Below are 11,871 nucleotides of genomic sequence, written 5' to 3' on the forward strand. Positions count from 1 at the left end.
CCCTCTCAGTTATGTGATTATTAGCTGATCTAGTTGTCCGAAATTTTTTCTAAGAAGCGGTAATTTCACCGCGGTTGCAGCGTGCAATATAGTCATGGACCTGATCTGCCGAAGGCATTGCGTCTGAGCAGCTATGGCTGGAAATGACGATACAAGCTGCCGCGCTTCCAAATTCCATTGAGGTTTCAAGCGTCCAGCCCTGCATCAAACCATACAGGAAGCCGGCAGCGTAAGAGTCCCCTGCTCCGAAAGTTTTGATCACCTTTGCGGGAAAACTTTTTGCGCGGAAGCTCTCGCCGTCTTGCGTGTAAGCGATCGAGCCTTCTTTGCCATGCTTGATGATCACGATTTTTGCCGAATAATCAAACCATTTGGCCGCCGTGACACGATCGCTATGTTCGGGATTTTGTTCAAATCGCTCCATCATATCGAACTCTTCACGTGTTCCCAAAATAATGTCGCATTTTTCCGCAGCCAGATTGTAATAAATCGCTGTTTCTTCCGGCGAAGTCCATGTATAAGGACGGTAATCCAGGTCAAACACAATGACAGCGCCTTGCTCTTTGGCATAGTGGAGAGCTTGAAACACCGCTTCCCTGGACGGACTTTTGGCTAGTGCTGTTCCCGAAATCAGGAACATCTTCGTTTGTGCAATCAACTCTTTCTGAACCTCTTGCGGCATCAGGTTGAGATCTGCAACATTGTCGCGGTACATCAAAATGCTGCAATCAGATGGCGTTTTAATTTCCGTAAAAGCAAGCCCTGTCACGGCCCCTGTGTAATCCGTGACCACATTGGACGTATCGATGTTATTGCGCTGCAAGTAATCAGCAATAAATCGGCCCATTTGATCATTGGCAATTTTACCGATAAAAGAAGTTTTCATTCCCAGCCTCGACATCCCGATGGCGATGTTAGCCGGAGATCCCCCTACATACTTTGTAAAAGTGCTTGTTTCTTCCATGGGGCGATTAATTTCGTTCGCATTCAAATCAATGCAAAGTCGTCCGATTGCTGTAAAATCCACAGGCTTATCCGCGGGAAAGGATACATATGTCATAGCTCATTTACCTTCTTTCCTTGATTAATAAGGAGTTCGATGTGCGCAAGCGCATTTTTCGCATATTCATAAGCCGGATGCTCCGCTGGATCTTGCTCGCCTTCCAGAATCGCCCACCCGTTATAACCTTGTTGTATCAGCTCGGAAAAAATAGGTTGGAAATCCAGACATCCGTCCCCCGGAACTGTAAACACACCTCTGCGAATGCAAGTAACAAAGTCCGCATGCTCAGTGCGCGTTTGCTCAAGGACATCTTGACGAATATCCTTCAAATGGATATATGCGATCCGGTCATAATACTTACGCAAAACCGTTAGCGGATCTCCGCCTCCGTAATACGTATGACCGGTATCAAAGAGAAGATACACAAGATTGGGATCTGTCAGCTCCATGAGCTTGTCAATTTCTTCAGGGCTTTCCACAACCGTGCCGCCATGGTGATGGTAAGTCAGCTTTAAGCCATGCTCCTTGGCGATGGCTCCGGCAGCGTTCAGTCCTTCAGCCAGGCTTTGCCAGCCCGCTTCGTCCAGATGCAGCACTTCCTTCTCGTTAGGCGTGCGGCGCGGATCAAAATGCAGAGAACCTCCCACCTCGCACGTACTAATGACCTTGCTGCCCATTTCTTTTAAGAACTCCACATGCTTGCGGTATGCCTGTAGTTCGCTCTCCCTGTAGGACGGGTCTGAAAAAAGGACCGATTTCCACTGAGAGACCAATTGTATGCCTTTTTGGGCTAACTCTTTCTTCAACACCGCAGGGTCCGTCGGATATTTGCGTCCCATCTCCGTACCTGTCAGTCCCAAGGCTTCAATCTCATTTACGATTTGCTCAAAAGTCGTATCGTTACCATGTTCCTTCACATCTTCGCCAACCCAGTTTATCGGATGAATCCCTAATTTGAACGGCAACTGCTGTAGCATGCAAGTCCTCCTCTTTTCTCGTTAAATGCTTCTTGCGCTCTGAACGCGAGCCTTCATCTTTTGGCTGGCTTCAACGACATTTTCGCTTACGGACACTTCCGGCACACCTACATGCCACCATGACTCGTAACCTCCTGTATTCGTGCCGGGAACAACGGATATTTCAATCAACGTTGTAACCGTTTCTTGTTTAGCCAGAAGCAAGGCTTCCCTCAGCTCCTCTGCCGTACCCACTTTGTAGGCCTTCGCCCCTAAGCTGCGAGCATGTGCCGCAAAATCAATTGGCATATAGCCGCCCGTCAGTCCATTCGTTTCCTTGGAGCGGTAACGGAACTCATTGCCGAACCCGTCGCTGCCATGTCCTCTTTGCAGATTGTGAATGCATTGGAAGCCATGATTGTCGAACAACAGCACCGTAATCTTACGGCCTTCCTGCAAGCTCGTAACCAGCTCGGAGTGAAGCATCAAATAACTGCCGTCTCCCAACACCGCATAGGTGTCGCGTTCCGGCTCAGCAAGCGCTGCTCCAAAAGCGCCGGCAATCTCATAGCCCATGCAGGAGAAACCATATTCCATATGGTACGTTTTGGGCTGTTCGGATCTCCAAAGTCGGTGCAGATCCCCGGGAAGGCTGCCCGCTGCGGCTACTATCACCGCTGAAGCTCCGATGTTCTCGTTAATGACACCTAGCGCCCGAGTCTGAGAAAGCCCCTCCGAATGCTCCATAGCATACAAGCGATCAACCTCATCGTCCCACTGCTTTTTCAATGAGCTGATCTCCTCAGCCGCATACCCGCTTGCATAACCCGCTGCTGTCAATGCAGCTAGCAGCTCCCGAAGCCCTTCCTTCGCATCTGCTGTGACCGAAACACCATTTAGCTTCGCTGAATCAAAGCTGCTGATATTCAGATTGACGAACTGCACATCGGGATGACCAAACGCCGACTTCGAGGATGTCGTGAAATCTGAATACCTTGTCCCGACGCCGATGATTAAATCCGCATCTTTAGCAATCAGGTTTGCTGCCAAAGTGCCGGTTACCCCAACAGCCCCAACTTGCAAGGGATGATTCCAAGGCAATGAGCTTTTACCCGCCTGCGTCTCTGCTACAGGAATACCGAATGCTTCGGCAAATGCCGCAAGCTCCTTGGAGGCTACCGCATACAGCACGCCGCCGCCTGCGATAATGAGCGGCTTTTTCTTTTCCAAGATCAGCTTAGCGGCTCGCTTAACGGCATCCGCTGCCGGTGGACGGCGATCGATCGTATGCACTCTTTTATCAAAAAAGGAAAGCGGATAATCGTAAGCCTCAGCCTGCACATCTTGCGGCAAAGCCAGTGTAACCGCTCCCATCTCGGCCGGGTCTGTGAGCACACGCATGGCTTGAAGCGCAGCCGTCATCAATTGCTCCGGTCTGACAATGCGGTCCCAATACTTACTTACCGCTTTAAAAGCATCCGTTGCCGAAATGGTATAATCACCGGGCACTTCTAATTGCTGCAACACAGGATCCGGCTGTCTGGAAGCAAAGTTGTCTCCCGGCAGCAAAAGCACCGGTATCCGATTGACCGTCGCCGTTGCCGCCGCCGTCACCATGTTCAAAGCGCCCGGTCCAATCGAGGTCGTGCAGGCATAAATCTGCTTGCGGTTGTTTTGCTTGGCAAAAGCAGCTGCAGCGTGAACCATCCCTTGCTCGTTTTTACCCTGGATAAAATTCAAATCCCCAGCGCTTCGTTCCAAAGCTTCACCGATTCCAGTCACGTTGCCATGTCCAAAAATCCCCATGACGCCCTGAACGAACTTTATTTCATGCCCATCTACCGAAATAAATTGTTGATCCAAAAACTTTAACAATGCCTGTGCCATCGTGAGACGAATCGTAGCCATATTCAATGAAGCCTCCCTTTGCAGAATAAATTATGAAAGCAGATGTGAACGTACTCCCAGATTGTGATCGTACTCCCAGATAATTTTAGGTTAAGCGCTTTACCTTAACTTAAAAAAATAATACTGCTAACTAATTATTTAAAATATGTAGATCTTTTCTGTCATGTTTTTGCTTTCAAACCCATGAGGTTAAGAAATGGATTAAGCGCTTAATCTCATATTACAACATGATTGTCATTCCTTCAATACTGTTTGGGAAAAATTTTGGCACGCTCTATTGGCTCAATAGATAAAAAACGGCTAAACACAAAGCTGCTCGCATGTTTTGCCGTTTTTTATGTTGGAGCTATACGCCTAGGAAGATGAAAGGACTGAGGAGCCGTTATTGTCGTCTTGAGTACCCTATAGGAAAACTCAACGGACACCAGCGCCGTTATTCAAGCGAAAAGGAGCCGATGTCTATAATTTCAACGCCCATAACGGAACGTGTGTCCACAAACATGCGATTTGCAAGGTTGAAAGAGCAAATAACGTCTGCTGAGTCCGTTTGCTTATCTAATCGTTCTATCAACGCAATCAAGACGGGCGGATCAGAATTCACATGGTGCCATTCGTACCTTGATTGATAAAAATCAAGCTGATTCTAACGATGAGCCTGTTTTTAACCAAATTCAGATGTTTCTAAAGCCCTAAGAATTCAAAAAATCGCTCAATCGGTTTTTATCCCGATTTGAAAGATTTTGAGTTTATTGCCCGAATAACAGCTGTATTGTTTGTTGATCTTTGGATGAACTGAAGGCTGCGGCCAAGATTCTTTCGATGCTAGCGCCAGATCTCTTACACAGAATCAGAAGAACAGCTCATGTAATAGAAACACTACGTTTTCCGCCTTGATTTCTTCTTCACTTCTCCATCATTGTTTTCCTTCACTTCTCCCAAATCCACATCGATGCCGAACACGTCGGAAATGTCCACGTCAGCCATTATGCGACGCCCTCTTCCTTGGGATTTTTCAAGCAAGGATTTTGATTTCTGAGTGATGGATAGCGTAATGAGATCTTCCATTTTGATGCTTCGCAATTCAAAAAACAAAGTAGACTGCTCGTCAAATCGAGCACCAACACCATACAGTGTCGCAGCCACATGTTTGCACATTTTCGCTGAATCTGGACAGCTGCATGATAAAGATATTTCTTTAGGGGCGGGAAACAAACCTTTTCCCTTTAGCGTAAAAAGTTCAGAAAGGGCTTTAGGCAATTTACCCGCTATAAGTTCCTGCAAGGAATCGATTTTCCCCACACATTCCTTGACCACTGCTTCCCAAGTTTCCTTAGAGAGAGGAGCTATCGTAATTTCCACCGTATATGGCTTTGTTGTGCTTCCTTGAACAAGGGCCGTTATTTTTCCCTGCGTAATTTGCAGATCAAGCACGGCTCCATGCCGAACATAGCTGCGGCCCCGATCTATTCGATTGGAATAATCAGAGTAACTCTCCAAATTATCGCTCCATGACTTGCCCCACCACGTTCTCGTTATCGTTCTTCCTGCGATGAGTACAGGCGCTAAATTCGGATTTTTCTTTTTCAGCTTCTCAATCGCCTTCTCAGCCTTTTTCTTCCTCTCTGCAACAGGAACATACTCCGGAAATGAATTGTAAAATGCCATGACGTTCTCTCCTCTCTCTCTAAAATTATAGTGAAAGCTTCATTAAATCCATAATTTGCTGATTATCCATTTCCGTAATCCAGCTTTCCTGTATATCGGGGACAACTTCATTAGTAAGCTTGATTTTATCTTCAATCATTTTGTCAATCTTTTCTTCAACCGTACCCTTGGTTATAAATTTATGGACAATCACATTTTTCTTCTGGCCGATTCGGAATGCCCGATCCGTAGCCTGATTTTCAACTGCCGGATTCCACCATCTGTCAAAATGAATGACATGATTGGCAGAAGTCAAATTCAGTCCTACGCCGCCTGCTTTAATGGAAAGCACCATAAAAGGTACGTAGTCCTGCCCCTGGAATTGGGCAACGAGCTCTTTCCTCTTGCTTACCGCCGTTTCACCATGAAGGACAAGTCCCTTATGCTCAAAAATCTGTTCAAGAAAGGTGCGAAGCGACTCCGTTATTTCCTTGAATTGCGTAAAAATAATGACCCGCTCACGCTTCTCATAGATAGTCTCACAAATCTCCCTCAACCGCGCATACTTCCCGCTTTCTTCCTCCGCATAGACCTGCTGGCCAAGGTATTGATCGGGATGATTGCATATTTGTTTGAATTTCATCAGCGATGCGAGGACAAGCCCCTTGCGATCTATCCCTTCGGCAGCTTCAATCTTCTGCTTCAGCTCTGTGACAAGCTTATTGTACAGCACTACCTGTTTTTGGATAAGGTCGAGTAGGTCTTCATTTCAACCTTATCTGGGAGATCAGAAATAATCGTTTTGTCCGTCTTAAGCCTTCTTAAAATGAACGGGCTTACCACTTTTTTAAGTCTCGTATACCCATCGATAGAATCTCGCATGTTTTTGGCAAATTGCGTGAACTCCTTGGCCGTACCGAGCAAACCTTTGTTCAAAAAATCAAATAATGACCATAAATCGGATAAACGGTTTTCTATCGGTGTTCCCGTCATCGCGATTTTATAAGAAGCCTTTATCTGCTTTACTAGCTTCGTTTGCTTCGTGCCCGGATTTTTAATAGCCTGAGCCTCGTCCAAAATCAGCGTATCCCAGCTACGCTCTGTCAGCCATTCGTATTTCAACAGCATACCATATGTCGTAATAAACAACTCATGCTCTTCAAGGTTTCCGTCATTCTCATCTATGGCCTTATTTTCGGACGGGTGGTACACATAATATTTTAAAGAGGGAGCAAATTTCTCGATTTCGCTCATCCAGTTTCCGATCAGTGATGCCGGTACAACAAGCAGCGTTTTCTCCTTTTTATGGACCCTTATAAAATTAAGGAGAGCAATAACCTGCACGGTTTTACCCAAACCCATATCGTCAGCCAAACATGCTCCCAGACCAAGTGTCTTCATATAATGCAGCCAGCTTACTCCCCGCTCCTGATACGTTCGCAAGTTGGCATGAAAATCATGGCCCTCAGTGGTGATAGGCTCAATTTCTTCCGGATTCGCAAGTCGATTCATCACAGAATCAAGCCATTGTCCATTGGTTATTTCAAGCTCTACGGCTTCCTCGGATATGTCCAGCATCTTTGCCGCGTTCAATTGCAGCCGCATGGCCTCAACCACTGTCATCCCCGAATTGCCAATCATCTTCTGCGCTTGCTCGTAAGCCTTTAACGCTTCCTGAAGCCGCTTGTGATTGACTTCTACCCACTTCCCTTTAATAAAAGCAAGTCCCTCTTCCTCGGATAGAAGATGCTTCAATTCCTCAACCGTAACAGCTTCTCCTGCTAGCCAGAGCTCTGCTTCAAACCCGATCAAAGCTTCCATAGATACATGCGATGGCTGTTTGCCGCCTACACTGACACTTACTTTCAATGCATCCGATTTATTTTTCCACCATTTTGGAATGCGGCACAAAATACCGGCTTCCTCGTACATCAATACTTCCGTTAGAAACGTATACGCCTCGTTCGCAGTCAGGCCGATTGGATGAAAGATATCACCCGAATCCAGAAGCTCAGATATAAACGCACTGTTCTCAGAAGCCTTGCTCACTGTTGAAAGCAATTCTAGCAGCTTACCGCTATTCTCTCCGTATTCGATTAGCGCGTTTTTCAATGGCAAATGTCTGAACTTTCCTTCTGTTGGAGCATCGGCAGCATAGGTGGATAGGAAAGAGAAGGGGTACTCGCCCTCTTTCTTATTTTCGACCAAATGAAAATAAACGCGTCCAGGTAGATGCATAGTGGCATCGCTGGAGGCGTACAATTGAGCAATACTCCCGTCGTGGCTCTCCAATCTAATTGAAAATGCGCGATGGAGAGCATCCCATGCCTCTTCCACCCAATACACATCCAAATATTGTGAGCCGATTAAGAAAGGGGCCTTTTGCAATAAATACTGTTTGTCCTCTGCTTCAAGTTCAACTACGCTATGCTGACGGAGCGATTCAATATCCGGTTGTTTAGATAGCTTCCTCACGAACATAGCTGCAATCGTAATCAGATAACAAAGTGAATCCGACAAAGCCTCGGATTTCTCCCTGAATCCAAGCCAAAAGAAAAAATCCTCAGAATGCTCGCTATAACGCTTATATATCTCATCCTGCACGGCCATTTCACTGCTGCTTGGGCTCTGCGGCACAGCTTGCCAGTCAAGATGAAATAACCCATTTGGTTGAATAATTACAATAAGCTGTTTATTGGGTGAAGCTATATGATCTTCCTTATGAGTTAACAACCTAAATCCCATCCTATTCAAAAAAAATATAAGCTGTGATTCTCCAGCTCTATCTTGCTCCTTTCATTATGAACGTTTATTTACATTTTTTCAAAAGTAATTGTACTGCTCAGTGGTATGAAAAATGACCCAATATCCAGCAGTCAGGACGCGGAAGCTCGTCGTCTTTATGAGATGAGGCAAAAGGCATGGATATAAACTCGGTTTCAGGACTTACATTTCGAAAGTGATACGAAGTATTTGATTTGGAAGTATCGCAAACCGCCCTACTTATCAGTTCATCTCCTTCTTGTTGATGTATGGATAGTGTTCGTATGATTTCCAGCCGTGTCTCATCAGCCAATGCTTTGTCCCTTCTGACTATAGTCGCGCCAAAAAGCTGCTTGCCATCGAAGCAATACGCGCATAGCCCTGCTCATTAGGATGCAAACGATCTGAAGTGAGAAAGGATAGTGTGAAGCGGTTGAACCCACTTTCTGCATATAAGTTCAGCACAGGCAGAGCATATTCAAGGCCTATGGCCTGAATGACCTCGACATAATCAATCAGTCGATGGCCAGCTTGGTTGACGGAGTGTATGTCAAAGCCGTCTTTATCACGCTGCAGAGGCGTCCATAAGCTCAGAAGACATGCGGGATTTTTCGTAAGAATATCCTCGACTAATTCGATATATGCCCCATAGAACGTATGAATATCTCGATCTTCCTTCCGTCCTATGGGTTTGTCCAAACGGAAATCATTGGTACCCGCAAAGATAGTAACACAATCATAAATGGGCTCCATCTTTCGTCCTATTTGCACGGTTGCGCCATAATCCTGGTCACCACCTGCCGTAAGCGGGCATCCGCTTTGTCCTGCATTCGTAATAACGGAGAAGCCTAATGCTGCACCTACCAAGGGCTGATAGCCATTAGCTGCCGTAATACTATCACCCAGTGTACACCAGCTTTTGCCATACCATCGTCGTTCATCATTTCTATGTTCCATGTCTCTCTTTCCCCCTAATAATTCGCCTTCTCCATTATAAGCTGTAGTGACCGATGGTTAAGTTTAATTTTTGTTTAATGAATAATTAGAACATGATACGATGCGTATATGAATTCTGAATAAAGAGGGGGACATTCATGCCTATACGTAAGCAGGTCACATTAAAGACGATCGCCAAGGAGCTGGGACTAAGCGTGCAGACGGTCAACAAGGCTTTAAAAGGAAAGCCGGGCATGTCTGAGACTACCCGGCAGCTTATTGTCGAGACTGCGGAAAAGCTGGGCTACTTCACGAAAGACCAAGTTCGCAGCCTGAGGGCTGAACGCATCGTCTCTTATCCGATTGAACGGAAGCGATTTTTACTCGTACAAACCGAACAATCGGTTAGCTACAACCGACTGTTACTCGAAGGCTTGCACGAACGCTTCGCTTCCTTCGGCCATCATATTGAAATCTGTATGCTTCCTGGCGCTATCAGAGAAACTGAGATGTACGACTGGATTGAAGTGAAGGGACTGGAGTTTGCCGATGGCTTATTCATTGCTCCCAGTATCGTCCCCAAAGCTTGGGAGCCTGCACTTCTTCGACTATCCGTTCCTAGGATACTGCTTAGCTATCCCCCACTAGGAACTAGAGTGGACAGTGTCATCTGGGACATCTACGAAGCAACCTATCAACAGTCGCCTATCTGCAATCCATCGGTCATCACCGTATTATGTATGTGGGTGATACGCATTCCCAAAGGGGGTATATTTTACGTTGGCAAGCCTTCCTTCACGCCATGAATGAATGCCACACGGAGGTCGACCCTAGTGTCCATTCGACCAGCCAACGGAGCACCCACCCCCAGTGGCTGGAGGAGCTTAGTGATAGGCTTGTTCACTACGCTCCCACAGCTATCATCTGCGGAGTCGATGGAGAGGTTGCCGCCGTATACCAACTCTGCTCCAAGCTTCAACTGAGCATTCCTCAAGATGTTTCCATAATAGGTATCATGAACGAACAACAGGAGCAGCTGCCGTTATTTACCCGTCCTCTGCTGTCCATCCGGGAAACCGGATACCGGGCAGCCGATCGGATGTTATGGCGTATCGCTAATCCTACCCTTCCCTATGAGCACATCCGTATTCAAGGTGAATTGTTCATTGGGAGCACTACGGCTGCTCATCAGCTAAAATGATTCCTTTTCGATAGTCGATGTGATAGGTTACCTCTATTTCGTTACTTTCACTATCATCTTATCACTCGAGGTAACGCCACCCGCATTGACCAATTCACTACGGTACTCATACACACCAATCGCTCTTCCAGCAATCGTCGTCACGACGCTTTGAGCACTTGGAGAAGCTGCATGCAAGCTCTTCGTTTCGATCAGTATGCCATTTTCGTATAGGCGATATTCAGAAGCATTGGTGCCCCACCACATGTTCATCGTTACCTTGTAGTTTCCATCTCCGTTCCAATTATCTTGAGATAGTACCGGTATACCTGGTGATGCGTCCGTAATATTGACCACAAGTGGGTTGCTGCTTGTCGTTCCGAAGGAATTAATAAGTTCACTTGTATATGTGTAAGTGCCGTTCGCTTTGCCTTTTACATCCACTTTAGTCACTTGTGCTGCCGGAGACGCGTCTGTCAAAGTATTCGTACTAATAAGTACGCCATTTTCGTACAGCTTGAACACGGAGCCGTTATTCCCCCACCACATGTTCATCGTGACTATATAGTTACCATCTTTTAATCCAGTTGCATAACCGCTATTATCTGACAAAACTGGTTTACCAGGTGCCCCATCCGATAACGGCTTCACAACCGTAATAGTCACAGATTTGGTCTGTACGGTTTTTCCATTTAGGGTGACGGCAGCTGTAATTTGTGCAGTACCTTCTGCCAAAGCACTAACTTTACCTTGGGTATCCACAGTAACTACTGTTCCATTACTTGTGTTATAGGCAACTACTGCACCGCTGAGATCAGCAGACGATCCGTTGCTTAATGTCCCAGTTAGGTGTGTAGCCGTCGTTTCACCCGGCTTCAGCGACACCACGTCAGCAATAAGGGTAGCTTGACTGAACGTAACGTTTGCATTCACGTTGAATGTTTGTGTTGATTGCACCAAATTGCCCGCTGCATCCATTACACGATATTGTACCGTATGTGTACCTAGGGCCAGACTACCTGCGGTGATGATTTGCCCACTGCTAATCACGGCGCCATCCAAAGTCAATGTCTGTGTTGCCACACCGGAGAGTGCATCTGTACTGTTCAAATCAAATCTCAGCGTATCCGCATCTGTCACGTCCGCAACTGCGTGACCGGACTGCGTTAATACAGCCTCCGGCGCTGTTTTATCCAATTTCACTTGCAACGATTTCGCCGCTTCCACATTCCCTGCGGCATCTGTAGAGAAATATCTGATCGTACTCGTGCCTTCATTTTGAATGACAATTGGGGCCACGTAAGCAGCAACAGTCCCACCGTTGATACTATATTCGGTTCCCACTACACCCGCTGATTCACCTATAGCCGTCAAGGTAACCATCACATCTTCTTTAAACCAGCCCTCGCCATTCGGAGCACTAGATAATGCCGCGGTCGTCACAGGCGCCACCGTGTTAGCATTCCTTTCGATGATGAATG

At 46.5% G+C, this 11,871-nt stretch carries 10 protein-coding genes and 1 pseudogene; 2 read left to right on the forward strand and 9 right to left on the reverse strand.

The genetic code is table 11. The features are described from left to right. Positions 1-49: 49 nt before the first annotated feature. From iolC to FU659_RS18655, 8 genes are all read right to left on the reverse strand, one after another. Positions 50-1,060, reverse strand: a complete 1,011-nt coding sequence (iolC, locus tag FU659_RS18630; protein WP_147948950.1) for a 5-dehydro-2-deoxygluconokinase — start codon at positions 1,058-1,060, stop codon at positions 50-52. After that, a complete protein-coding gene (gene iolE / locus FU659_RS18635) occupies positions 1,057-1,980 on the reverse strand; it encodes a myo-inosose-2 dehydratase (RefSeq protein WP_147948951.1) in 924 nt (307 codons plus the stop codon). Before iolE ends, iolC begins: the two co-directional genes overlap by 4 nt. Positions 1,981-2,001: 21 nt before the next feature. After that, positions 2,002-3,867, reverse strand: a complete 1,866-nt coding sequence (iolD, locus tag FU659_RS18640; RefSeq protein WP_147948952.1) for a 3D-(3,5/4)-trihydroxycyclohexane-1,2-dione acylhydrolase (decyclizing) — start codon at positions 3,865-3,867, stop codon at positions 2,002-2,004. 433 nt (positions 3,868-4,300) lie between these two features. Continuing rightward, complete coding sequence (locus FU659_RS36420; RefSeq protein WP_222708576.1) at positions 4,301-4,468, reverse strand: hypothetical protein; 168 nt, start codon at positions 4,466-4,468, stop codon at positions 4,301-4,303. 275 nt (positions 4,469-4,743) lie between these two features. Beyond that, complete coding sequence (locus tag FU659_RS18645) at positions 4,744-5,532, reverse strand: SWIM zinc finger family protein (RefSeq protein ID WP_147948953.1); 789 nt, start codon at positions 5,530-5,532, stop codon at positions 4,744-4,746. A gap of 25 nt (positions 5,533-5,557) precedes the next feature. Further along, the gene (locus FU659_RS36425; protein ID WP_222708577.1) at positions 5,558-6,244 is read right to left on the reverse strand and encodes a DEAD/DEAH box helicase; all 687 of its coding nucleotides are present in this window, start codon (positions 6,242-6,244) and stop codon (positions 5,558-5,560) included. After that, the gene (locus tag FU659_RS18650) at positions 6,244-8,244 is read right to left on the reverse strand and encodes an SNF2-related protein (RefSeq protein ID WP_222708578.1); all 2,001 of its coding nucleotides are present in this window, start codon (positions 8,242-8,244) and stop codon (positions 6,244-6,246) included. The genes FU659_RS36425 and FU659_RS18650 overlap by 1 nt, the downstream gene beginning before the upstream one ends. A gap of 360 nt (positions 8,245-8,604) precedes the next feature. Continuing rightward, the gene (locus FU659_RS18655; RefSeq protein WP_147948954.1) at positions 8,605-9,231 is read right to left on the reverse strand and encodes an SGNH/GDSL hydrolase family protein; all 627 of its coding nucleotides are present in this window, start codon (positions 9,229-9,231) and stop codon (positions 8,605-8,607) included. A gap of 137 nt (positions 9,232-9,368) precedes the next feature. Here FU659_RS18655 and FU659_RS18660 point away from each other — a divergent pair, with 137 nt between their 5' ends. After that, positions 9,369-10,016 carry a LacI family DNA-binding transcriptional regulator gene (locus tag FU659_RS18660; RefSeq protein ID WP_147948955.1) on the forward strand — a complete coding sequence of 216 codons (648 nt, stop codon included), beginning with the start codon at positions 9,369-9,371 and terminating at the stop codon, positions 10,014-10,016. After that, entirely contained in the window at positions 9,947-10,411 is a 465-nt protein-coding gene (locus FU659_RS18665) for a substrate-binding domain-containing protein (RefSeq protein ID WP_147948956.1), read from the forward strand. The genes FU659_RS18660 and FU659_RS18665 overlap by 70 nt, the downstream gene beginning before the upstream one ends. Positions 10,412-10,444: 33 nt before the next feature. Here FU659_RS18665 and FU659_RS39345 read toward each other — a convergent pair. Beyond that, a pseudogene (locus FU659_RS39345) lies at positions 10,445-11,851 on the reverse strand (Ig-like domain-containing protein); the annotation flags it as partial. Positions 11,852-11,871: the final 20 nt, after the last annotated feature.

Source organism: Paenibacillus sp. N3.4, assembly GCF_008017805.1.
Lineage (GTDB): Bacteria > Bacillota > Bacilli > Paenibacillales > NBRC-103111 > Paenibacillus_E.

Excerpts from the sequence above, each read along its gene's own strand:
- iolE (WP_147948951.1), bottom strand. The coding sequence starts at position 1,980 with ATGCTACAGCAGTTGCCGTTCAAATTAGGGATTCATCCGATAAACTGG.
- iolD (WP_147948952.1), bottom strand. The coding sequence starts at position 3,867 with ATGGCTACGATTCGTCTCACGATGGCACAGGCATTGTTAAAGTTTTTG.
- iolC (WP_147948950.1), bottom strand. The coding sequence starts at position 1,060 with ATGACATATGTATCCTTTCCCGCGGATAAGCCTGTGGATTTTACAGCA.
- FU659_RS18655 (WP_147948954.1), bottom strand. The coding sequence starts at position 9,231 with ATGGAACATAGAAATGATGAACGACGATGGTATGGCAAAAGCTGGTGT.
- FU659_RS18660 (WP_147948955.1), top strand. The coding sequence starts at position 9,369 with ATGCCTATACGTAAGCAGGTCACATTAAAGACGATCGCCAAGGAGCTG.
- FU659_RS18665 (WP_147948956.1), top strand. The coding sequence starts at position 9,947 with ATGTATGTGGGTGATACGCATTCCCAAAGGGGGTATATTTTACGTTGG.
- FU659_RS18645 (WP_147948953.1), bottom strand. The coding sequence starts at position 5,532 with ATGGCATTTTACAATTCATTTCCGGAGTATGTTCCTGTTGCAGAGAGG.